Raw genomic sequence first — 23,438 nt, 5'->3', positions numbered from 1 at the left:
TTTCGGGCCTCCGGATTCGCCGGCTGCATGACCTTTGGCATGCGGGGCCGGCCGCGTGTGTGATCTAGGATGGTGGAATCGCCCATCGCCTGCGCACGTCGCGCGAGGGCACGTTTCGCAGTTTCCGTCCGGCAGCGCGGTTCACGCGTCTGCATGGCTGTCTTCCTGGAGTCCGTATGTCATCCGTATCGTTCCGTCCGCTTCTTGCCGCGCTGGCCGTTTCGGCCGCGCTGCTCGCGGCGCCGGCCCTTCGTGCCGAGTCGCCCGTTGCTGCACCGTTGCACCACAAGCATCCCAGCGATCATCCCTACCCGGGCGGCACGCTGCGCGTGCACGTGGACATGACCCGCGCGCCGGAGCGCATCTTCGACGTGCGTGAGACGATCCCGGTCGCGAAGGCCGGGGACTTCACCCTGTACTACCCGAAGTGGATTCCGGGCGAGCATGCACCCACCGGTCCGATCAACAACATCGCCGGTCTCATCATCAAGGCCAATGGCAAGCAGCTGCACTGGCGCCGTGATCTGGCCGACATGTACACCCTGCATCTGAAGGTGCCCGAGGGCGCGAAGGCGCTGGATCTCAGCTTCCAGTTCCTGTCGCCGGGCGACGGCGGCCTGTTCGGCGCGGGTCCTTCGACCAGCAACGAGCTGGCAGACATCGAATTCAACCAGGTGGCGTTCTACCCGGCCGGCTACTATTCGCGGCAGGTGATGATCCAGCCCACTGTGGAGCTGCCGACGGGCTGGAAGTTCGCCAGTGCGCTGCGGGTGGACCATCGGTCCGGCAACGAGGTGGCGTTCAAGCCGGTCAGCTTCAACAACTTCGTCGATTCGCCGCTGATCGCCGGCAAGTATTTCACCCGCGTGGACCTGGCGCCGGGCGCGAAGGTGCCGGTGCACCTGAACATCGTCGGCGACACGGCCGACAGTGTGAAGATCAGCAAGAAGCAGATCGACGATCACCGCAATCTGGTCACGCAGATCCTGGCGTTGTTCGGCAGCCATCACTACGACCACTACAACTTCCTGCTGACGCTGTCCGACCATGTCGATCATTTCGGGCTGGAGCATCACCAGTCCAGCGACGACCGGCTGCCCAGCAACTACCTGACCAGCAAAGCGATGTACCTGCGTGTGGCGACCCTGATGCCGCACGAGTGGGTGCATTCGTGGAACGGCAAGTTCCGTCGTCCGTACGATCTGTGGACGCCGAACTTCAACATGGTCAAGCGTGACGACCTGCTGTGGGTGTACGAGGGGCTGACCGACTACTGGGCCGGTGTGCTGACCACGCGTTCGGGTCTGTGGACGACGCAGCAGTACCACGACTCGATCGCCGGCATCGCAGCGGCGATGGCGCACCGTACCGGTCGCACGTGGCGCTCGCTGCAGGACACGGCCGATGCCGCGCCGCTGACCTACGCCGGCGCCAGCGGCTGGAGCAACTGGCGTCGTCGCACCGACTTCTATCCGGAAGGTCAGCTGCTGTGGCTGGATGTGGACACCAAGATCCGCGAGCTCAGCCACGGTCGCAAGTCGCTGGACAACTTCGCGCATCTGTTCTACGGCATGGACAACGGCAGCTACGTGACGCGCACCTACACCTATCAGGATGTCCTCGACACGCTGAACAAGGTGCAGCCGTACGATTGGAACACCTTCCTGCGCAAGCGCCTGGACTACACCGGCGATCAGCTGCCCGAGACGGGTCTTGCCCGTGGTGGCTGGAAGCTGGTCTACACCGACCAGCCGTCGGGGCTGGAGAAGGCCACGGCCGCGGTCAGCCATGGCGTGAACCTGGCGTATTCGGCCGGCTTCTCGGTCTCCAGCAGCGGCCATGTCTACGATGTGCAGTGGAACGGGCCGGCCTACAAGGCAGGACTGGTGCCGGGCATGACCGTGGTCGCCGTCGACGGCAAGGATTTCGACACCGATGCCCTCAAGCACGCCGTGACCGCCGCCAAGTCCGACAAGGCGCCGATCAAGCTGCTGGTCAAGAACATCGACCAGTACCGCACGATCGCCATCGATTACCACGGCGGCCTGCGCTACGCGCATCTGCAGCGCATCAAGGGCACGCCGGATCGGCTCGACAAGATCCTGAAGGCGCGCAAGTAACCCCTTTCCCCGCCGCCCGCGCCATGCATCCGGCGCGGGCGACCCACGACGATTCACAGGAGGCTCTCTCGTGAAAATCCGTTTCATCGCCGCCGCCGTGCTGGCGGCCACCGTCGGTCTGACCGGTCTGCCCGCGCACGCCAGCGCCGGCCCGCAGCCGACGCCGAACGAATTCACCATTCCGGCACCGCGCGACATCGCCTATCCGGGCACGATCCAGCTGCACGTGGACGCGACCGACCTGGCGCACCGCATCTTCAATGTCAGCGAGACGATTCCGGTCAGCTCCGGCCCGTTCACGCTGCTGTACCCGGCCTGGATTCCCGGCAACCACTCGCCGACTGGCCCCATCGACAAGTTCGCCGGTCTGGTCATCAAGGCCAACGGCAAGGTGCTGGAGTGGACCCGTGACCCGGCCAACGTCTACGCGTTCCACGTCGACGTGCCGCAGGGCGTGTCCTCGCTGGACGTGCAGTTCAAGTACCTGTCGCCGCAGAACCGCAGCCAGGGCCGCGTGGTGATGACGCCGGAGATGCTGAACCTGCAGTGGAACACGGTGGCGCTGTACCCGGCCGGTTACTTCAACCGCGACATCACCGTGCAGGCCGGCGTCACGCTGCCCGAGGGCTTCAAGTTCGCCACCGCGCTGGAAACCGCCAGCCAGTCGGGCAACAAGATCGAGTTCAAGCCGATCGACTTCGAGAACCTGGTCGATTCGCCGATGTTCGCCGGCAAGTACTACAAGCGCTTCGATCTGAACCCGGGCGGCAAGGTGCCGGTGCACCTGAACGTGTTCGCCGACCAGCCGAAGGATCTGGACGCGAGCAAGGAAGCCATCCAGAAGCACCGTAATCTGGTGGTGCAGATGAAGCGCCAGTACGGCAGCTTCCACTTCAACCACTACGACTTCCTGCTCGCGCTGAGCAAGAAGATGAGCGGTATCGGCCTGGAGCACCACCGTTCCAGCGAGAACGGCACTTCGACCAACTATTTCACCGAGTGGAAGCAGAGCTGGGCGCGCCGTGATCTGCTGGCGCACGAGTTCAACCATTCGTGGGACGGCAAGTACCGTCGTCCGGCACGTCTGTGGACGCCGAACTTCAACGTGCCCAAGCGCGATCATGGTCTGTGGGTCTACGAGGGCTTCACCCAGTACAGCGGCTACGTGATGGCCGCGCGCTCGGGTCTGTGGGACAAGAAGCAGGCCATGCAGATGCTGGCCTTCGTCGGCGGGCGTTACGATCGCGGGCGGCCGGGCATGAAGTGGCGCAACATTCTCGACACCACCAACGATCCGACCATCGCGCAGCGCGCGCCGCTGCCGTACCGCAGCTACCAGATGAGCGAGGACTACTACTCCGGCGGTCAGCTGATCTGGATGGCGGTGGACGCGAAGATCCGCGATCTGACCCGCAACAAGCGCAACCTCAACAACTTCGCGCGGGACTTCTTCGGCGTCGACCCGGGTGCATGGGACATCAATACCTACACCTTCGACGACATCGTCAGCGCGCTGAACAAGGTCGCGCCGTACGACTGGAAGTCCTTCCTCAACAAGCGTCTGACCGGTCACGTGAACCTGTCCAAGGCCTTCGAGGCCGAGGGCTGGAAGCTCGTCTACACCCACGAGGAAAGCGCTGCGGTGAAGGCACTGGAAAGCCATTACCACATGGCTGACCTGACCTACTCGCTGGGCATCGCCGTCAACAACAAGGGCGAGATGCGCGACGTGTTGTGGGACAGCCCGGCGTTCAAGGCGGGCCTGTCGCCGGCCATGACCATCGTCGCGGTCGACGGCAAGGACTTCAGCACTGAAGGACTGAAGAACGCCGTCAAGCAGGCGGTCGACAGCAAGGCGCCGATCAAGCTCCTGGTGAAGAACTTCAACGAGTACAAGACCGTCGAAATCAACTATCACGGCGGCCTGCAGTACCCGAGCCTGGAGCGCATCAAGGGTCGTCCGGACTACCTGTCTCAGGTGCTGACACCACTCAAGCGCACACTGAAGGCGGTCAAGTAAAGCGATTGCGTCGCACGCCTTTGCGCATGGACGAAGACCCTCGCCGTTACCGGCGAGGGTCTTTCTTTGCGTCCGGTCAGCCGATGCGCGTGAAGGTCGACGGGTAGATCGCGGTGGCCATCCAGTCCGGCGTCTGCGCGTCGGCATTCTGCTGCAGCAGATAGGTGGTGGCGATCTGGTCCTGGCCGTCCTTGTGCTGCAGCAGCCCGGTGAAGCCCGACACCCAGTGCCAGGACGGGTCCGGTTTGCCTTCCAGGCTGCGCCAGCTGACCGCGAACGAGATGGCCACGCTGTCGCCGTCCGGATGCGGGTCGGCGACGCCAACCACCGGATAATCGCCGCTGGCGCCGGTGCTCGACGTGTAGCGGCCACGGAAGCAGCCGTCGGCGTCGAGTGGGCCGATCTCCAGCGTCGAACCGAAACCGTTTCTCCACAGGCCGGTGACGCGCGAAGACGTGTGCCGGCGGGGCGTGGCCAGCGCCACGATGCACGGTCCGGCATCCGACGGCTGATACCAGAAAATGCTGTAGACCCAGTCCAGGAACACCGAGCCGACCACGAGCATTTCGTCCGGCAGGCCTTCCAGCACATGCACGCCGGCTTCCCAGCGGTGCGCGCCGAGGCGCTGGAAATATTGCGGCGGGGTCAGCGTGTAGACCGTGCTGTTGAGTTCGACCTCGATGTCCGGATAGGCGGCCAGCGCGGTCGCGTCATGCACCGTCAGCGGGCGCTTGCCGCCGTCGGTGATGGCGTTCTGGAAGCGCGCGATCACGGCTGCGCCCCCCTTGAAGCGCGACGAGCCGGTGTCCAGCACCAGCGCGCTGTCCTCGGCCACCACGCCGCTGCCGCAGCGCAGCGCCTGCATCGGCACGTTCCACAGGTAGGCGAGATCGCCTTCCAGTGGCTGCACCGGCAGAACGTTGAGGCTGCCTGGGTCGAAACGATGCAGGTCGATCGCGCCCATCGTGCACTGTCCGCGACCGTGCAGCGGATCGACGTCGAACGTCGCGATGGCATGGTCGATGAGTCCCTGGCGGGTGAGCTGTTCAAGCAGGGCGCTCGGCTGTGCCGAGGGCACGGCCGGGATCGCCAGGCCGCCATCGCTGTCCAGCATGGCGAACTGCACGCCGTTGTAGTCGGTGGCCAGGTAGAAGCTGATCGGCTCGTCGAGCGGCGTGGTGCGGACCTGACCGCCGACGTCGCGCTGCAGATGGCAGATGTCGTAGCCCAGCTCGACCTGCATCGTGCCCCAGGGGCCGAAGTCGACGGATTTGGGCGAATCGCCGCTGGCGCGAAAGGTGCTTGAGGCCGCGCTGTCGAAGGCGCGGTGTGCGCGGCAGGCATGCGTGGTGCAGGCGCTCGACGTCACCCAGGTGTTCAGGGTGCCAGTGTCGAGCATGAAGCGCAGCGGCTGCGCGGGGTTGCCCAGGCCGAGCGTGCAGGTCCAGGGCGTGGCGCCGTTGTCCGTGATGGCTCCGCGCCGAAGCGGAAAGCGGACGCGCGGCGTGTCCGGTCTGGCGATGACGCCGGCGTCGAGCGCGGTGATGAAGGCGTGTGCGGCGTCCATGCCGTGGCGGGTCATGAGGGCTCCCGGGTCTCGTGGGGCGCGGTGTGCTGCGGCGGTGGCGGAAATGGCAGCGCATTGCAGATCTGGTTGCGGCCGCATTCCTTGGCGCGATACATGGCACGGTCGGCCGCTTCGGCCAGTTGCTCCGCGGTGGCCACATGTTCGGGCACCGCCGCCACGCCGATGCTCAGGGTGATCCCGACCGCTTCGCCGCTCGGCAGCTTCAGAGGCATGGACTGCATGGCTTGCTGCAGCGTCTCGGCGATGCGGGTGGCCGCTACCGCGTCCATGCCCGGGAGCACCATGACGATCTCGTCGCCACCGAAGCGTGCGGCCAGGTCGTTGGTGCGCAGGTGGTCGCGGATCATGCGGCTGACCTGGCGCAGCACTTCATCGCCGGCGAGATGGCCATGCACGTCGTTGATCTGCTTGAAGTCGTCGATGTCGATCCACAGCAGGGAAAGCGGCTTGCGTTCGTGCTCGGCACGTTCGACGGCTTCCTGCAGGGCCATTTCCAGCTCGCGGCGATTGCGCAGGCCGGTACGGGTCCTGCACCGCCAGCTGTTCCAGTTGCCGTTCCATGCGCTTGCGGTCGGTGATATTGACGATGATGCCTTCCAGGTGCGGGCCGTCTTCGGCCTGCACGGCGCGGCCCTGCTCCCAGACCCATCGATGCTGGCCGTTGCGATGCCGGATGCGGTATTCGAGGGCGAACGCCTGATTTTCGCGCAGCGCATGATGGGTCTCGTGCTGCACGCGTTCACGATCCTCCGGGTGCACCAGCGAGGCGTAGGACATGCTGCGGTTCTCGACCAGATCGTCGGCGGCGTAGCCGGTCAGTCCGAGACAGCCGCTGGACACGAAGCGCAGGGTCCATTCGGTGTTGCAGCGCCGACGGTAGACCATGCCTGGCACGTTCGCCATCAGGATCGCCAGCTGACGGTCGCGGGCGCGCAGCATCTGCTGCATCTGCTTGTGCTCGGTGACGTCGCGGCCGATGGCGATGGAGCCGAGTTCTTTCTTCTGGTCGAAGAACCGGCGAGAACTCCAGTCGATGATCTTCTGCTGCCCGTCGCGACAGCGGATGCGGGTTTCCAGGTTCTCCACCTCGACACCCTTGGCCAGGATCTCGTTGACTTTGGCGACCACGCTCTGCCGGTAATCGCTGTCGGGGTAGAGGTGCTCCCAGATGTCGCTGCGGCCGACGACCTCGTCGCGGCTGTACCCGCTGATCTGCTCGGCCGCCTTGTTCCACAGCACCACCTTGGCCGAGGAGTCGAGCACGTTGATCCAGATGCTGGCGTTGTCGATCACGCTCTCGCGGAACTGGTTGAGCATGTGTACGTCGCTGCGCTGCTCCGCGTAGCGCTGCAGCAGGCCCGCGTCCTGGCGGAACAGGCGATAGAGCAAGCCGAACAGCAAGGCGCCCGTGGCCAGTGCGAAGATCCAGCCGTTCCATGTCTGCGCCTGCACTAGCAAAGCGTGGTCGGTGATCCATCCGTGAAGCAGGGCGTCGGAACCCGCGATCCAGATCGCAGCGAGCAATACATAGGTGATCGCGAACCATGCGGCTCGCTGCAAGGGCGGGCGCGGTATCCGCGGACCGTCCGTCCGTGTCGTCTTTGGTTCTTCCACTGACATTGCATCCGTGGCGACGGTATCCCCTTCCGTCGAAGATCGATTGTAGACCCAGGCCATGCCGGGCGCCACGTCGTATCCAGACTCAGTCAAAACCGCATAGTGGCGCCGTTTCAGGAAGGCCCCGCACCGGGGGCGTAGGCGCAGCCGCACGCCTCGGCTACAATGCGCGCCAACGCGCTCGTAGCTCAGCTGGATAGAGTACTGCCCTCCGAAGGCAGGGGTCGTGGGTTCGAATCCCGCCGAGCGCGCCATCTTTTCAGGGCTTTCCGCTCATGCCCGGTGGACTCGCGAGCGGGTCACAGTGTGTCCGCGGTTCTCGCGAAGCACTGACACGTGAAGCGGCGCACCATCCGCGTTGCCATCGAACCCAACACTTTCGGGCCAGGAGTGAGCACGGAATCTTTCCGTAGGATCAGGGCTGGAAAAAGGTGTCCGACATCATGGGCGATGACGCAGGCGCGAACTCTTCCCGCAGTTTCAAGTTCGGAGGGCTCTGGTTCCCGCTTCTCGTTCTGGCATGCATGCTGGTTTCATTCGTGGTGGTGCTTGTCGTGTCACTCGTGCAGGAGCGTGGAGTGGGTGTCGGAATGGTCGCGATCCTGATTCTCGCGATTGCTTTTCTGACATTCATAGGAAGAATTTACGCCTTTGCGCGAGCGGACATGGTTCTGGATGACGGTGCTGTCTCAAGGGCGCTTTTCGGAAAAATCGTGCAGTCCATCGACTGGCGGAACGTGGCGAAAATAAAAGTCTTTCCGCTGCGAAAGTCCGGCAACAAGGTGACTGTGACGGGGTACAACATCATGCCTCGCGATCACTCGATGACCCGGCCCAAGACCCGGAAGATCTATTTCTCGAGGCATGACAACGACTACGCGGAACTGCTCGATGCGCTCAATGAGTACGTGCGTCGGCACAACATCATCGTGGAGCGGGTCGTCAACGGAGTGACCACCACGTCGAACCAAGTGTGACGTGGTTTCGCGATAACTGTGCTGAGGGAGTGCGGGTTCGATTCAGCGGAATCGCCAGAGTTTCTGCTTGCGCCAGACCCCGGCGGGCATCGGTTTCAGCGCTGGACACACCGATTTCAGTCCTGCCTGGAACGCTCCGTTCGGCATGTACCTCCCGGTCACGAACAGCGCGTCGGGGTGCTGCTTGGCCAGCTCGCAGGCGCGTTGCTGGCTGCCTTCGGTGCGCCAGGCGACGCCGTAGAGGGGGCGGTTCAGGTACATGCGCATGCCCCACGGCGTGGTTTCGTCGACGTCGCTTTCCGAGTCGCTGTTGCGCACGAAGACGAGTGAATCGAAGTGCATGTCGCGGGTGATGCCGAGCAGCTCGCGGGTGCGCAGGCGGTTGTCGATCTTGGGGTGTTCGTAGAGCGAGACGCCCCCCTTCAGGCCGATCAGGATCAGCACCCACACGACCAGCAGTACGCGCTGGGATCGACGGCGCAGATCGATGCGCGTCCGCAGCACGTAGGCCAGCAGCAGCGAGAGCGGCAGGAACAGCGGCAGCAGATACAGCGGCAGGCGCGAGCGCGCGAGGATGAACACGCACAGCGGCAGCACGAACCACAGCAGCAGGAACAGGCGCGGTCCGGGCACACGCCAGAGCGTGCGCAGCCGGCTCGGTGCGAGCGTGCGGCGCAGGCCGCGCAGCAGGGACCACCACCACGGCAGCGTGCCCAGCATCAGGGCGGGCACGTAGACCTTGATCCAGCCGTACCACTGCCCGTGGCGATCGTGCACGCTGGTGAAGATGCGATCGTAGACCTCGTAGCGCAGATAGTGCTCGAGCAGACCGGGATGCGTCAGCACCACGGCGGCGTACCAGCCCAGGCCGGTCACCAGAAAGACCAGCAGGCCGAGCGGCGTGAACAAGCGGCCGAGTCCGCGCCAGCCGTCGCGTCGCGCGACGAACGGAACCATGCCCAGCAGGGGCATCAGTCCCGGCGGTCCCTTGGTCAGGAAAGCCAGGCCGAAGCCCAGCCACATCAGCACGCGCCATCTGCGTGGATGCGTCGCGTCCTGGTCCAGGAAGGCGCGGACGAAGCCGAAGCCGGCCAGGGCCTCGAAGAGCGTCAGGAAGACATCGGTACTGACGATGTTCGCGGTCAGGAATGGGTACAGCGTGCAGGCATAGATCAGTCCCGGTAGCCAGGGTTTGTCCGGGATCAGCGTGCGTCCCATGCCGACCAGCAGCAGGGCGGTGAAGATGAAGGCCAGCGCATAAGGCGTGCGCACGGCCCAGGTGTTCTGCCCGAACGTGCGCATGGAGCCGGCGATGAGCCAAGCCGTCATCGGCGGTTTGTTGAAGTTGGTGCGGTCGGCGTTGTAGGCCGGCACCAGATAGTCGCCGCTGGCGATCATCTGCAGGGCATTGCCGGTGTAGCGACCTTCGTCGCGGCTCCACAGCGGGCGCGTGCCCTGGAAGGCGAAGCCTAGAAGAACCAGCAGGCAGGCGAGCAGCGCCATGGCCCGTCGCGTGGACGTGTTTGCGTGTGCAGAGCTTGAGTTCGGCATGCAGACCTTCGTGTCCTTGCAGTGTCTTGCCGGCGGGGCGCGGCCCATCGAGGGGCGATTATATCGGCTCGGATGTCTTCGTGATGACCGCCAATGGAAGGGGTGGCATCGATTTTTCAGTCATATCAACGTCATGCGCGGATAAAGTCGCTGCAACATGAACCCTGCATGCTGCGGACACGAGACCCCATGGGCGTGCCGCATGCAGATCGCCATCGTTACGGAAACCTATCCGCCGGAGACCAACGGCGTGGCCTTGACCGTGCAGAGCATGGTGCAGGGCATGCGCGCGCGCGGCCACCGCGTGATGCTGGTGCGTCCGCGGCAATACGGCGAGGCGAAGGACGCCGTGCCCGAGGCGGACGCGATGCTCACGCCGAGTGCAGCCCTTCCCGGCTATGCGGGCCTGCGTTTCGGTCTGCCGGCGGATCGACGACTTCTTCGGGCTTGGCGTGCGCGGCGACCCGATGCGATCTATGTCGCGACCGAGGGGCCGCTCGGCGCCAGTGCGCTGCGTTGTGCGCGCCGCCTGGGCATTCCGGCGACGACCGGATTCCATACCCGGTTCGACCACTACGCTTCGCATTACGGCGTGGGTTGGCTGACACCGATGGTTCGCGGCTATCTGCGCCGTTTCCACCGGCGCGCCGCAGCGACGCTGGTGCCGACCGACGCACTGGCCCGCGAGCTGCGGAGGCTGGGTGTGGACAATGTGCGCCTGCTGCATCGTGCGGTCGATACCGAACAGTTCGATCCGGCGCATCGCGACGCCGAGTTGCGTGCCCGATGGGGCGCCGGTTCGCGGGCGCCGGTGATGCTGTACGTCGGGCGCATCGCGGCGGAGAAGAATCTGCCGCTGGCGGTGCACGCCTTCTACGCCATGCGCAAGCGCTGTCCGGACTTGCGCTACGTCTGGGTCGGCGACGGCCCGGCGCGCGAGGCGGTGCAGCGCGCGCACCCCGAATTCGTGTTCATGGGCATGCAGCACGGCGAGGCGCTCGCGCGCTGTTACGCCAGCGCCGATCTGTTCGTGTTCCCCAGCCGCAGCGAGACGTTCGGCAACGTGATCCTGGAAGCGTTGGCCAGCGGCTTGCCCACGGTCGCCTTCGACAGCGGCGCTGCGCACGAGCATCTGCGCAGCGGTCACAACGGGTACTGCATCGAGGACGGCGACGAGTCGGCATTCACCGCGGCCTGCGTCAAGCTGATTCGCGACGAGCGGTATCGGGACATGCGCGCCAGTGCGCGCAGCAGCGTAGCCGCGCTGAACCCTGACGCCGTGATCGCCGATTTCGAAGCCCTCCTGCTCGGCGTCAGCGCGCCGGGGCGCACGACGCGTCAGGCGCGTGCGCTGGGTTTCAGCGGTCATCCCCGGGACAGCGGAGCACGCACATGAACCCGATGATCCAGCCCCCCGTCGCGCCGCATCCGACGCTGGACGCACGGCTGTGCAGCCGTGCCAACCGCTGGGGCACGCGGCGTGCGATCGGACGCTTCTTCGCCGTCGTCAGCCGGCTCGGCGACGGCATGTTCTGGTACGCGTCGATGGCGGCGCTGGCGATCTTCGGCGGCGCGCGCGGACTGCAGGCGTCCGTGCACATGGCGGCGACCGGCTTGTCCGCGTTGCTGCTCTATCGCGCCCTAAAGGGGTGGACCAAGCGTCCGCGCCCGTTCCGGGCCTGTCCGGGGGTGATCGCGCACGTGCCTCCACTGGACGAATTCAGCTTCCCGTCCGGGCACACCCTGCAGGCTGTGGCGTTCACGCTGGTGGCGTTGGCGTATTACCCCGTGCTGGCCGCCGTGCTGATGCCGTTCACGGTGCTGGTCGCGTTGTCGCGGGTGGTGCTCGGTCTGCACTATCCCAGCGACGTGCTGGCGGCGTGTGTCATCGGTGGCGCGCTGGGCAGCCTCTCGCTGTATGCCGTGCAGGGCGTGTCGTTCTGGTTGTGAAACCGTGTCGTGCATTCCGCGGCGGACGATCATTTTCGTTTCCACACGACGTCGGGACGCAGCGTCGGGCACATGTCCATCGAGCTGTCCTCGAGCGGAGCGCGCGCTGTTCGGCGGCGATGTCAGGCATCCCCCGATCCAGTTGCTGCGCCTGGGATGGAATTCGTGCTCCTGCGGTGCGGCGGAGCAGGCGCGGGGATCGCGCGCCTGGGTGCAGGATTTCGTGGCGCGGTGCGGTGCGCTGTGTTTCAGCTCGCGCTTCGCGAGAACTTCCGTGGTCCGCGCCGAGCACGTGCGCGGAGGTCTGCGGTGGGGTTCGTCTAGTCCTCGGCGTGTCGCGCAGGCGCGGACCACGCACGGGAGTCCTTGCAAGACCGTCGACGCGAGATGCGGCCGGCTTCGTCAGGGCGCGGCGAGTTCCGAGGTAGACGACCGGTGTTTCTGATGCCGGACCCAGGCCAGCAACTCTCGGTGCGAGGCGGTGCGCGGGTGGATGCGGACCAGTGCGGCGCGCAGGGGGTCGATGCGCCGTCCGTGCCGCCACAGCTCGAAGTACAGATGCGGGCCGGTCGACAGTCCGGTGGTGCCGACATAGCCGATGACCTGCCCGCGCCGAACGTGCGTGCCGCGGGTGACGCCTTTGGCGAAGCGCGACAGGTGGCCGTAGCGGGTGGCCAGATGGTCCGGGTGGCGGACTTCGACCAGGCGGCCGTAGTTGCCGTGCCATCGCGCCAGATCGACCACGCCGCTCATGGCCGCGCGGACCGGGGTGCCGATCGGTGCGGCGTAGTCGATGCCCTTGTGGAACTCGTGCCAGCCCAGCACGGGTTGCGTGCGCCAGCCCCAGCCGGACGAGATGCGGGTGTGCACGACCGGGTTGCGCAGATCGATCGCCTGCAGCATGCGCCCGTGGCCGTCGGCCAGCAGCAGCCCGTGGTGCGACTCACGCACCAGGAACACGCACTGGCTGCGATCGCCGTGGCGCATCGCGAGGGCGAGATAGGCGCTGTGGTCGTCGGTAGGCGCTTTGCCGAACCGGATGTCGACGCGTGCGTGATGCGGCAAGCGGCCAGCGTGCGCCCAGTAGCGGTGCACGTAAGCCAGCGCGGCGCGGATGGTGGTCCAGCGCACGTCGCGGTGACGCAGCCGCGCCACCAGGGCGCGGACACTCGCGACCGGAACGTGCCGTGCATGCGCGGCGGCGAGTGCGACATTGTGCGCGAGATGCCGGGCCGGCGGCGTGAACGGGGGCGGCGGCGCCAGCGGAACGGCTGGAGACGCCGGCTGTGTCGGGTTCGCTTGGGCAGTCCGCGGTGAGAGGGTGTCCGGTTGCGGATGCCATGCGACAACAAGACTCCATGCGGACAGGGCGGAAAGTGCCGTCAGCGCGAGCAGCAAGGGAGTGGCGATGTACTTCATGGTGTCTTTGCGATAAATTGTTATGTTATAACGTAACGTTTAGTGATGCGGCAAGCCGATATGCCCCCATGGATTCCCGCCCTCTTGGCCAGCGTCGCGGTGGCCGCGACCAGCGTGACGACGCGCTGGGTCGTGTTGACGCCGATGCGTCGGGTGCAGGCGTGGCTGCCGTGGATGCAGGCGGCGACGGCCGGGCTGCTGCTCGGCGACGGTCTGCTGCACATGTTGCCGGAAGCGATGTCCCACGGCGTGCCCGGCCATGCGGCCGGCGGCGTGATCGCGCTTGGCGTGCTGTTGCTGGTGTGTGTGGAGAACCTGGTGCGCGTATGGGCGTCGAGCCGTGATGTGGCGGCGTTCGCGCGTATGGATGTACTCGGCGATGCGCTGCATCACGTGGTCGACGGCGTGGTCATCGGCGCGGCCTTCACCGCAAACACTTCGCTGGGCGTGTTCGTGGCGGTGACCGTGCTGCTGCACGAGCTTCCGCGCAGCGTGGGGCACGCCGGAGTGCTGGTCGCCGGGGGCTATGCGCCGGTGCGCGCGTTCGGGTTGTCGATCCTGGCGGCCGCCGGGGTACCGCTGGGCGCCGGGCTGGCACTCGGGCTGGGCAGCGCGAGCGGGTTCGTCGGCTACGGTCTCGCGTTCGCCGCCGGATGCACGATCTATCTGGCCTGCGTCGACGTGCTGCCGGCGGTGTGGCAGCGGCTCGACGCACGCAGCCGCCTCGCGCCCGCAGTGGGCATGATCGGCGGCGTGGTGTTCATGTGGGCGGCGGCACTGGTCGATCACGTACATTGAGTTCTTAGTCATCATGCGGCCGCGCAAGTTCAGCCGCGTGCGCAGAGATCGGGGCGGATGCACATGCAAAGAAAGACATGGTCGATCACCATAGCAGGCTTGCTCTGGGGCGTTGTATGCGTCGCCGGGGCGGCACGACCGGAAATCACGCCGGGCTTCCAGATAGTGGAAAGCGTGCCGGAGGCAACGAACTACGGCGCGCCGGGCGTGCCGCGCACGCAGGCCGTGTGGCTGGACATGATCCACAGCGCGCACAAGCGCATCGACGTGGCCGCGTTCTACCTCGCCAACAAGCCGGGCAGTGCGCTGGCGCCGGTGCTGGACGCCGTGATTGCTCGTGCACGCGACGGTGTGAAAGTGCGATTCCTGCTCGATCGCACGTTCATGAAATACAGCCGCGACAGCGTGGACAGACTGCGCAAGGTGAAGAACATCGAAGTGCGCGTGCTGCCGATGGACGCGCTGACCGGCGGCGTCCTGCATGCCAAGTACATGGTGGTCGACGGTCGCGAGGTGTTCGTCGGCAGCGCTAACTGGGACTGGCGCGCGCTGACCCAGATTCACGAGATCGGCGCGCGGATTCGCAATGCCCGCTTCGCGCGCACCTTCGAGGCCAGTTTCGATTTCGACTGGCATGCGGCGGCGCATCCGGACATGCCGAAACTGGCGAAGCGGGCCGAACGCTCGTTGCCGTTCGCGCCGGTGACAGCGGCCGATCCGGTGACGTTGCACGATAACTCGGGCGAAGCCCTGAGCGCTTTTCCGGCCTTCAGCCCGCCATCGTTGATTCCGCATGGCGTCAGCGCCGAGCAGCCGGCGCTGGTCCGCATGATCCACGACGCGCGCCATGTGCTGCGCGTGCAGGTGATGACGCTGACGGCGATCCGGCAGTACGGCCCGAAGGGTTGGTGGACGCCGGTCGATGCGGCTCTGCGCGATGCTGCCGCGCGCGGTGTCGATGTGCGCATCATCGTCGCCGACTGGGCCCTGCGCGAACCCATGCAGGCCTATCTGAAGAGCCTGGCGGTGCTGCCGCACATCACGGTGAAGTTCAGTCATCTGCCACCGTCGCCGCAGGGCTTCATCGACTACGCCCGCGTGGAGCACGCCAAGTACGCGGTGGCCGATGATCGCAGTGTGTACATCGGCACCGGAAACTGGGGCTGGAGCTACTTCAACAACACAGTGGACGCGTCGGTGTTCGCGCATGGGGCCGGGCCGGCGAAAACGCTCATCGGCATCTTCGACCATGACTGGAGCGGTCCGTACGTGACCACGCTGGAACCCGGAAAGGACTACAAACCGCCCCGCACGCATTGAGCGTGCAGGAGCGTGACGCCCGCCGCGGAAGAGTCATTCCGCGGCGGGCGCATGGGGCTTACTGGTGCCCTTTTTCCAGTTCCTCGGCCAGACGCGGCAGGTGATAGACCTTGCGCAGTGCCTGATCCAGTGCGGCGGTGTCCACGGCGACGGCGCGGTTGACGCTGTCGTCGAAGGTGAAGTTGCCGCCCAGCGAGTGGATGTTGCCGTCGAAGATCAGGCCGACGACATGGCCTTCCTTGTTGATGACCGGGCTGCCCGAGTTGCCGCCGATGATGTCGTTGTCGGTGACGAAATCCATCGGCGTGGACAGATCCAGCGACGACTTGGCCTTCAGCCAGCTCTCCGGCAGCTTGAACGGATCGGCGCCGGTGGCGCGCTTGTACAGTCCGGCGAAGTGCGTGAACGGCGGCACTTCCTTGCCCTTCTCCATCCAGCCCTTCACGGTGCCGTAGGACAGACGCATGGTGAAGGTGGCGTCCGGATAGCTGGACGCGCCGTCCCGTGCGAAACGGGCCTGGGCGATGGCCTCGGAGGCCTTGCGCATCGGCGCATCGACTTCGTCCTCGTACTGCTTGCGCAGCTTGCGGGCGACTGGGTCGATCTTGCGCGCCAGTTCGATCATCGGGTCGTGCGAGGCCTCGATGGCCTTCTCGCCGCCGTTCCACAGCTGCTTGCGCACGGCAGGATCGCCGAGCTTGCTGTTGTAGACGAGCTCGTGGGCCAGTTGTTCCGGCGACTTCTTGCCCAGCACTTCGTGCACGAACGGATCGTCCGCGCCCAGGGCCTGGCGCATCTTCTCCAGGGTCCAGGCCAGCTTGGTCTCGTCGTACTGCGGATAGAACGGGGTCTTCGCTTCCACCCGCTGCTGCATCGCCGGCAGGTTGGCGTCGCGGTACGGCGGCAGACGGTCGGCGTCGGGCTTGGTGCGTTCGGCGGCGGCGCGGACCAGCATGCGCGCATCGCTGAACAGGGTGCTGCCGAAGCCCTGGCCACGTTCGATCATGGCGTAGCGCTCGCGCAGCTGCGCGCCGCGCTGCTGGGCCTTGTCGAGCATCTTCCACGGATGTCCGAATTTCTTCACGCGTGCCGGGTCGGCGTTGATCCAGTCACGCAGCGAAGCGTCTTCCTGCTTCTTCTTGGCCACGAAGGCTTCGTTGTTGAGCGTTTCCAGCCAGCCCTTGAACACCTTGAGCGAGTTGTCGATACCGAACAGCGAATCCTGGGCTTCCTTGGCCTGCTGCTTGCCCATGCGGCTGTACTGCCAGAGCAGTCCGCGTTCCTCGGACAGGTAGCCGAAGAGTGGGACAAGGATCTTGTCGCGCATGTAGGCGAGCGAGGTCCACGGCGTCTGGCGCTGGGTGGAACCCGGATTGCCGACCACGAAGGTCAGTTCACCGGCTTTCGGACCCTTGGGGTCGAACTGGAAGAAATCGGGTGTATGCGCCGGCTTGCCGTTGACGTACGCGCGGAAGAAGGTGACGTCGAGGTCGTAGCGCGGGAAGTTGAAGTTGTCCGGATCGCCGCCGAAGAAGGCGATCGACTGTTCCGGCGCGAACACCAGGCGCACGTCCTGGTAGCGGCGGTACTTGTACAGTGCATAGCGGCCGCCGTGGTACAGCGTGACCACGTCGCAACGCCAGGTGTCGGGATCGCCGTTGACGCACGCCTTCTCGATGGCGCTGTCGACCGCGCGCTGTGCCTTGATGCGCGCCGCGCCGTCCTTGCCGGCGGTGGCCGCGTTCACGCGGGCGGTGACGTCGGTGATCTTCTCGAGCTGATTCAGCTCCATGTCCGGGCACTTCGGCTCGTCCTTGTCGTCCTTGGCGACGTAGCCGTCCTGCATATAGTTGTGGTTCTTGTCCGACAGCTGCGACAGGCAGGTGTTGGCGCAGTGGTGATTGGTCATCACCAGGCCGTTGGCGGACACGAACGAGCCGGAGCAGCCCTCGGCCAGACGCAGCGCGGCGCGCTGTACATGGTCGATCCACTGCTGTGAGGGCGTGAAGCCGTATTTCTGCTGCATTTGCTTGATCGGCAAGTGGTTCATGGTCCACATGCCCTCGTCGGCCATGGCCGATCCGGCCGTGGCGAGCAGCAGACCCGTGAGCAGGGTCAGAGCGAGTCGTTTCATGATGCCTCCCTTTGAGATGCGCGCAGAGCGCCGTCCAGCCATTATCAAACTGATGTTATAAAGTAACAACATGACTTTCGTAGCACGCGCGACGGTGTACACCTCGCGTGCTTTTGGTCGACCGGGGTTACGCCGTGCGGTAGTGATCCTGCAGCGGATAGCGTCGCGCGTAGAGCGCGAACACCAGGGCGGCGAGGAAGGCGAAGCCGGCGAAGAAGAACATCAGGAATGCGTTCTCGCCGATGCCGCTCTGCGCGATCTGGTGCGTGACGGCCTCATTGCGCACCGCGGCGTTGGTAATCAACACCCACAGGTTGCCGTAGGACACCGACAGCAGCCAGAAACTCATGATGACGCCCTTCATCTGCTGCGGCGCCTGGCTGTAGGCGAACTCCAGGCCGGTGGCCGAGACCAGCACCTCGCCCATGGTCAGCAGCACGTATGGCGCGATCTGCCAGGCGATGGAGACGGCGTCGCCGTCGTCGATGTGCAGCTGGATCAGTGCCGCCACCACCCAGGCGACGCCGGAGAACGCCAGTCCCGCGCCGATGCGGCGCAGCGAGGTGACCTTCACGCCCATGCGGCGCAGCAGCGGGTAGATCACGAGATTGTTGAACGGGATCAGCAGCATCACCAGGATCGGGTTCAACGCCTGCATCTGCGCCGGTTCTTTCACCAGCCAGCTCGGCCACCACCATTGATCGTGCGGGATGACCATGGCGTTGCCCTGGATGATCCAGGTCGAGGCCTTCTGGTCGAACAGCGACCAGAACGGCGTGACGATGGCGAACACCACCAGAATGCGCAGCACCGCGCGCGCGCCGTCGACGGCACTGTCCGGATGCACGCTGCGCGCGCGCTCCATCTGCATCGCCGCGCCCGCGCCGCCGAAGCCGATGATCAGCCCGAGCGCCAGCAGCACGGCAATGACGAAGTCGTCGACGGCCAGCCAGGCCAGCACGATCAGGGCCAGGGTGAAGCCGGTGACGGCCAGGATCAGGCCCGGGCGTCCCCTGTCCGGCGCATTGGCGAACAACGCCGTGCGCACCACTTTCAGGAAACTGTGCGGGTCGGAAGCGACCGGCGGCACCACCACGTATTTCCTGCGGCCGGACCAGAAGATCACCGTGGCGATGAACATCAGGATGCCGGGAATGCCGAAGGCCCAGGTCGGACCGTATTCGCGCAGGATGATCGGCATCAGCAGCGAGGCGAAGAACGAGCCGAAGTTGATGATCCAGTAGAAGGCGTCGTAGACCACCTTCGCCAGATGCTTGTTGGACTGGTCGAACTGGTCGCCGACGAAGGCCGATACCAGCGGCTTGATGCCGCCCGATCCGAGCGCAATCAGGAACAGGCCGGTGTAGAAGCCGGTGCGGTTGTCCTCGAACATCGCCAGACAGGCGTGGCCGGCGCAGTACACCAGCGACATCCACAGCACGGTGTTGTACTTGCCGAAGAAACGGTCCGAGATCCAGCCGCCCAGCAGCGGGAAGAAGTACACGCCGATGACGAAGGTGTGGAACACGTCCTTGGCGATGCCGATACGCTCGGCTTCAGGGGCGAACAGCAGCAGGCTGGAGATCAGGAACGGCGTGAGGATGTTGCGCATGCCGTAGAAGCTGAAGCGCTCACATCCCTCGTTGCCGATGATGTAGGGAATCTGGCGCGGCAGCGCGCCTTTGCCGGCCGGAGCCGCGGCGGTGGTTTCCATACGTGAAGCGGTCGCGGGTCGTTGGGAGCGCTCAGGCTAGCCAAATCCCGCGAACCGGACACCTGCCTAGGCAGGTGCTCCCGAGGGTGAGGATGATTCGGCGCCGTTCGGGCACTCAGCGCGCCGTTTTCCGAGGTCGGAAATGGTGCGCCAGGCGGTTTCTGAAGAACCGCTGCTGTGGAGCAGGCTACTGCAGCGAGAACAGCCAGTGACCGAGGATCGCACCGAAGCCCAGGTGCAGGCCGGCCCAGACCACGGCGCTGAATGCGTCGGCGAGGAGGAACCGGCGAAGCGTCAGTTCGGACATGCCCGCCAGCACCGGCATCAGCGCACGCAGCGGCGGGACCTGGCGACCGACGAACACGGCCACGTCGCCGCGGCGGGCCAGCAGGTCGGTGGCGCGCGCGGTCCATTCCGGGCGGTAGGCGAACGGGCGCATCGCCAGCATGCGCGAACCGTGGCGGCGGCCCAGCTCGTAGGAAAGCAGGTCGCCGGCGACCGCGCCCAGGGTGGCCCACACGATCAGCCATGTCAGCGAGACATGCTGCGAGCCGGCACTGGTGGCGATGGCGACCAGCAGTGTCGAGCCGGGGACGAACGAACCGACGACGGCGATGCCCTCGGCGAAGGCGATCGCGCCGACCAGTGGCGCGGCGAGGAAGCCGTAGGTCAGTATGAAGTGCGCGACCCGTTCGATGAGCGCATGCCAGTTCACTGGCGCGCCCCGCGCGGGTTGCCGGGCGTGTGGCCGGATTCGCTGCTGCGGAACGGGTTGATGTCGAGGCCGCCGCGGCGCGTATAGCGTGCGCTGACGTCCAGTCGCGCGGGCGCGCAGTGCCGGATCAGGTCCATGAAGATGCGTTCGACGCAGTGCTCGTGGAATTCGCGGTGTTCGCGGAACGAGACGATGTAGCGCAGCAGGCCTTCGCGGTCGATCGGCGCGCCGACGTAGTCGATGCGCAGACTGGCCCAGTCGGGCTGGCCGGTGACCGGGCAGTTCGACTTCAGCAGGTTCGACAGCAGGGTCTCCCGTACCGGTGCGGCGTCGGTATCCGCGCGCAGAAACGACGGGTCGGGCGGGCCATAGACGTCGATGTCGAGATCCAGCGCATCAATCAGCACGCCCTCCGGTTCCTCGATGCGCTGGGCGCCGAAATCCGCCGCCGGGGTCAGGTGCACGGCGACCGGCGCGCCCGCGGCCTCGCCGAGATCGCGCGCGAGGCGTTCGACCAGTGTGGCCTCGTCCAGGCGCTCGCCGCTGAAGCTGTTCAGGTACAGCTTGAACGACTTCGACTCGATGATCGCTGGCGAATCGGACGGTACGTGGAATTCGGCCAGCGCCACCACCGGTTTGCCGCGCGGGTCCAGCCAGGACAGTTCGTAGGCATTCCAGATGTCCACGCCCTGGAATGGCAGGTTGCCGTGCAGGCCCAGTTCCGCACGGCCCTTGCTGCGCGGAATCGGGAACAGCAGGTCCGGCGCGTAGCGGTTGCGGTACGCGGTGGCCTTGCCGAGCTGGGAGTCTTCGGGGGTGGTCATGGCGGATTCGGCGGGACGGAATGACGCATTGTACGCGCTGCTGCGAGGCGATATGGCGGCGGGCGCGGCATTCGTTCAGATCAACTCATGGCACGGGTCGGCGTGGGCCGGTCCGCGCTAGGATGTTCGCTTGCGCTGCGTCCGCAGTTTGTCCAAGGGGATTTTCATGCATTCGTTGAACCGTACCTCCCGTACGCTGCTGGGCCTCGGTCTGGCGCTGGCCTGCACGGCCGCCGCCGCTCAGGGCCGCACCCTGAACGCCAAGGATTACGCGCAGGCCGCGCAGGCACTTTCGATTCACACCAACCCGCTGATCGACCACGATGTCAGCGGCGTGCATTGGCAGAACGACCACGTCGTTCTGTATCGGGAACAGACCGGCGGCAAGACCGCCTACATGCGCATGGATGCCGCGACCGGCAAGGCGCGCGTCGCCTTCGATCCGGCGCAGCTGGCCACGCGTCTCGCGGCGGCGTCCGGCAAGCCGGTGGATGCCGGGCATCTGCCCGTGCGCGACTGGAGCTTCGGTCAGGACGGCCGTCTGCAGGTCTCGGCCTTCGGTGGCTGGTATGCCTGCGGACTTGGCGCCAGGGACGTCTGCGTGAAAGGGCGCGCCGTGCGCACCGAGGCGTCGCGCAAGAAGATGTCGGCCACGCGCGACGAGCCCGGTGTGTTGTCACCGGACGGCACCAAGGAAGTGTTCGTGCGCCGCTGGAACCTGTGGGTGCGCGACCTGAAGACGGGCGACGAATTCCCGCTGACCACCGACGGCGTGAAGAACTTCGGCTACGCCACCGATAACGCCGGTTGGTTGCATTCGAACGGCGCCATCGTGCGCTGGTCGCCGGACTCGACGCACGTGGTCACCTACCAGCAGGACCAGCGCAAGGTTGGCGACATGTACACCCTGCGCACCCAGGTCGGACATCCCAAGCTCAATGCCTGGAAGTACCCGCTGCCGGGCGACAAGCACGTGTTCATGATCGAGCCGGTGGTGATCGACGTCGACACGCACAAGATGGTGCGCGTGAAGATGAAGCCGCAGCAGCGCCTGTCGAGCCTGTGCGACGACATCGACTGCAACCGCGACGGCAGCTGGGACGACGTGAAGTGGGCACCGGACGGCAAGAGCTTCGCCATCGTCACCACCTCGCGTGACCGTCATCACGAGTGGTACCACGTGGTCAACGCCGCCAACGGTGACGTGCGCACCGTGTTCGAGGATTCGGTCAAGACTTTCTACGAAAGCGGCCATGGCATGGTGAACTGGCAGTACCTGCCGGCCAGCGACCAGGCCATCTGGTTCTCCGAGCGCACCAACTGGGGCAACCTGTACCTGCGTGACCTCAAGACCGGCAAGGAACTGCACGCCATCACCACGGGTGAGGGCAACGTCACCCAGGTGCGTCACGTGGACCGCAAGAACCGCGAACTGTGGTTCGTCGGCGTCGGTCGCACGTCGGGTGTGAATCCGTACTACCGCCAGTTCTGGAAGGTGAGTCTGGACGGCGGCAAGCCGGTGCTGCTGACGCCGGAAGACGCCGACCACGACATCACCATGTCCAAGGACGGCACGTACTTCGTCGACCGCTACTCGACGCCGACCACACCGCCGGTGACGGTGCTGCGCTCGTCCGCCGACGGCCATGTCATCGCCACCATCGCGAAGACCGACATTTCGCGCCTGAAGGCCGCGGGCTGGGTGCCGCCGGTGCCGTTCACGGTCAAGGCGCGCGACGGCAAGACCACGCTGTACGGCATGATGTTCAAGCCGGCGAACTTCGATCCGCACAAGAAGTATCCGATCGTCGACTACATCTACCCGGGTCCGCAGACCGGTTCGGTGCGCGGCCGCAGCTTCCTGGCCTCGCGTGGTGACAACCAGGCGCTGGCCGATCTCGGTTTCGTCGTGATCGCGCTGGACGGCATGGGCACGCCGTGGCGCTCCAAGTCGTTCCACACCACGTGGTACGGCGACATGGGCGACAACACGCTGCCCGACCAGGTGGCCGGCATCAAGGAACTGGCCAAGCGTTATCCGTGGATCGACCTGTCGCGCGTTGGCATCTGGGGCCATTCCGGCGGCGGCAACGCCACCGCGGATGCGCTGTTCCGTTACCCGGACTTCTTCAAGGTCGGCTGGGCCGAGAGCGGCAACCACGACAACCGCAACTACGAGAACGACTGGGGCGAGAAGTACCAGGGTCTGCTGGTCAAGCACAAGGACGGCACCACCAACTACGACAACCAGGCCAATCAGGACATCGCCAAGAACCTGAAGGGCCATCTGATGCTGGTGCACGGTTCCATCGACGACAACGTGCCGACCGGCGAGACGCTGCTGGTGGTCGATGCGCTGATCAAGGCCAACAAGAACTTCGACATGCTCATCATCCCGAACGTGCACCACGGCTACGGCTTGACCGGCACGATGTACGCCATGCGCCGTCGCTGGGACTACTTCGTGAAGCATCTCGCCGGCGACACGCCGCCGCCGGCGTTCCACTTCGAGCTGCCGGAGTGGATGAAGAAGATGCGTCATCACTGAGTTCGCGCTGCTGGCGACGGCAACAGGTCATCGTCGGCATGCGGTTTAGGGTGAGCGAGTTCGTTGGCCGTTCGCCATCATGCATGACGTCGGCCGCGTCGATATCAAGGGCCTGCCCGGGGAACCGGGCAGGCCCTTTTGTA

17 protein-coding genes and 1 tRNA gene are annotated in these 23,438 nt (G+C 65.5%); 9 read left to right on the top strand and 9 right to left on the bottom strand.

Annotated features, from left to right (window positions below; genetic code table 11):
• Nucleotides 1-176 precede the first annotated feature (176 nt).
• Together HF690_RS06805 and HF690_RS06800 are read left to right on the top strand one after the other, a co-directional pair.
• Nucleotides 177-2,120, top strand: a complete 1,944-nt coding sequence (locus HF690_RS06805; protein WP_168608911.1) for a M61 family metallopeptidase — start codon at nucleotides 177-179, stop codon at nucleotides 2,118-2,120.
• Between the two features lie 70 nt (nucleotides 2,121-2,190).
• A complete protein-coding gene (locus tag HF690_RS06800) occupies nucleotides 2,191-4,140 on the top strand; it encodes a M61 family metallopeptidase (protein WP_168608910.1) in 1,950 nt (649 codons plus the stop codon).
• 76 nt (nucleotides 4,141-4,216) lie between these two features.
• On the opposite strand, the gene HF690_RS06795 is transcribed toward HF690_RS06800, so the two are convergent.
• Genes HF690_RS06795 through HF690_RS06790 form a run of 3 tightly spaced genes read right to left on the bottom strand, consistent with a single transcriptional unit; the run spans nucleotide 4,217 to nucleotide 7,288 of the window.
• Nucleotides 4,217-5,722, bottom strand: coding sequence for an avidin/streptavidin family protein (locus tag HF690_RS06795; protein WP_168608909.1), 1,506 nt, complete (start codon nucleotides 5,720-5,722; stop codon nucleotides 4,217-4,219).
• A complete protein-coding gene (locus HF690_RS15105; protein ID WP_240151670.1) occupies nucleotides 5,719-6,213 on the bottom strand; it encodes a GGDEF domain-containing protein in 495 nt (164 codons plus the stop codon). Before HF690_RS15105 ends, HF690_RS06795 begins: the two co-directional genes overlap by 4 nt.
• A complete protein-coding gene (locus tag HF690_RS06790; RefSeq protein WP_168608908.1) occupies nucleotides 6,098-7,288 on the bottom strand; it encodes a PAS domain-containing protein in 1,191 nt (396 codons plus the stop codon). Before HF690_RS06790 ends, HF690_RS15105 begins: the two co-directional genes overlap by 116 nt.
• A gap of 234 nt (nucleotides 7,289-7,522) precedes the next feature.
• Here HF690_RS06790 and HF690_RS06785 point away from each other — a divergent pair.
• Nucleotides 7,523-7,599: transfer RNA gene (locus tag HF690_RS06785), tRNA-Arg, on the top strand.
• 177 nt (nucleotides 7,600-7,776) lie between these two features.
• Nucleotides 7,777-8,322: a hypothetical protein gene (locus HF690_RS06780; RefSeq protein WP_113064053.1), complete on the top strand. Its 546-nt coding sequence runs from the start codon at nucleotides 7,777-7,779 to the stop codon at nucleotides 8,320-8,322.
• A gap of 42 nt (nucleotides 8,323-8,364) precedes the next feature.
• On the opposite strand, the gene HF690_RS06775 is transcribed toward HF690_RS06780, so the two are convergent.
• Nucleotides 8,365-9,825, bottom strand: coding sequence for an ArnT family glycosyltransferase (locus tag HF690_RS06775; protein ID WP_168608906.1), 1,461 nt, complete (start codon nucleotides 9,823-9,825; stop codon nucleotides 8,365-8,367).
• 250 nt (nucleotides 9,826-10,075) lie between these two features.
• On the opposite strand from HF690_RS06775, the gene HF690_RS06770 reads away from it, so the two are divergent.
• Together HF690_RS06770 and HF690_RS06765 are read left to right on the top strand one after the other, a co-directional pair.
• Entirely contained in the window at nucleotides 10,076-11,269 is a 1,194-nt protein-coding gene (locus tag HF690_RS06770; protein WP_168608905.1) for a glycosyltransferase family 4 protein, read from the top strand.
• A 5-nt stretch (nucleotides 11,270-11,274) separates the two neighbouring features.
• Nucleotides 11,275-11,823: a phosphatase PAP2 family protein gene (locus HF690_RS06765; RefSeq protein ID WP_168608975.1), complete on the top strand. Its 549-nt coding sequence runs from the start codon at nucleotides 11,275-11,277 to the stop codon at nucleotides 11,821-11,823.
• Nucleotides 11,824-12,225: 402 nt separating this feature from the next.
• On the opposite strand, the gene HF690_RS06760 is transcribed toward HF690_RS06765, so the two are convergent.
• Nucleotides 12,226-13,242, bottom strand: coding sequence for a M23 family metallopeptidase (locus HF690_RS06760; protein WP_168608904.1), 1,017 nt, complete (start codon nucleotides 13,240-13,242; stop codon nucleotides 12,226-12,228).
• Between the two features lie 84 nt (nucleotides 13,243-13,326).
• On the opposite strand from HF690_RS06760, the gene HF690_RS06755 reads away from it, so the two are divergent.
• Nucleotides 13,327-14,040 carry a ZIP family metal transporter gene (locus HF690_RS06755; protein ID WP_168184659.1) on the top strand — a complete coding sequence of 238 codons (714 nt, stop codon included), beginning with the start codon at nucleotides 13,327-13,329 and terminating at the stop codon, nucleotides 14,038-14,040.
• Between the two features lie 174 nt (nucleotides 14,041-14,214).
• Entirely contained in the window at nucleotides 14,215-15,360 is a 1,146-nt protein-coding gene (locus HF690_RS06750) for a phospholipase D-like domain-containing protein (protein WP_338042884.1), read from the top strand.
• A 58-nt stretch (nucleotides 15,361-15,418) separates the two neighbouring features.
• Here HF690_RS06750 and HF690_RS06745 read toward each other — a convergent pair whose 3' ends face one another.
• From HF690_RS06745 to queF, 4 genes are all read right to left on the bottom strand, one after another.
• Nucleotides 15,419-17,494, bottom strand: a complete 2,076-nt coding sequence (locus HF690_RS06745) for a S46 family peptidase (RefSeq protein ID WP_168608902.1) — start codon at nucleotides 17,492-17,494, stop codon at nucleotides 15,419-15,421.
• A 127-nt stretch (nucleotides 17,495-17,621) separates the two neighbouring features.
• Nucleotides 17,622-19,208 (bottom strand): POT-type proton-dependent oligopeptide transporter, encoded by a 1,587-nt coding sequence (locus tag HF690_RS06740; protein ID WP_168608901.1) that lies wholly within the window; start codon nucleotides 19,206-19,208, stop codon nucleotides 17,622-17,624.
• Nucleotides 19,209-19,395: 187 nt separating this feature from the next.
• The gene (locus HF690_RS06735; RefSeq protein WP_168184660.1) at nucleotides 19,396-19,923 is read right to left on the bottom strand and encodes a DedA family protein; all 528 of its coding nucleotides are present in this window, start codon (nucleotides 19,921-19,923) and stop codon (nucleotides 19,396-19,398) included.
• Nucleotides 19,920-20,747 (bottom strand): NADPH-dependent 7-cyano-7-deazaguanine reductase QueF, encoded by an 828-nt coding sequence (gene queF / locus HF690_RS06730; RefSeq protein ID WP_168608900.1) that lies wholly within the window; start codon nucleotides 20,745-20,747, stop codon nucleotides 19,920-19,922. Before queF ends, HF690_RS06735 begins: the two co-directional genes overlap by 4 nt.
• Nucleotides 20,748-20,913: 166 nt before the next feature.
• Here queF and HF690_RS06725 point away from each other — a divergent pair, with 166 nt between their 5' ends.
• Complete coding sequence (locus HF690_RS06725) at nucleotides 20,914-23,295, top strand: S9 family peptidase (protein ID WP_168608899.1); 2,382 nt, start codon at nucleotides 20,914-20,916, stop codon at nucleotides 23,293-23,295.
• The last annotated feature ends 143 nt before the right edge of the window (nucleotides 23,296-23,438 follow it).

Origin of the sequence: Oleiagrimonas citrea (assembly GCF_012395255.1) — a bacterium.
Classification (GTDB): Bacteria; Pseudomonadota; Gammaproteobacteria; order Xanthomonadales; family Rhodanobacteraceae; genus Oleiagrimonas; species Oleiagrimonas citrea.
The sequence above is the reverse complement of the archived record's forward strand: the minus strand, read 5'-3'. Positions and strand labels throughout refer to the sequence as shown.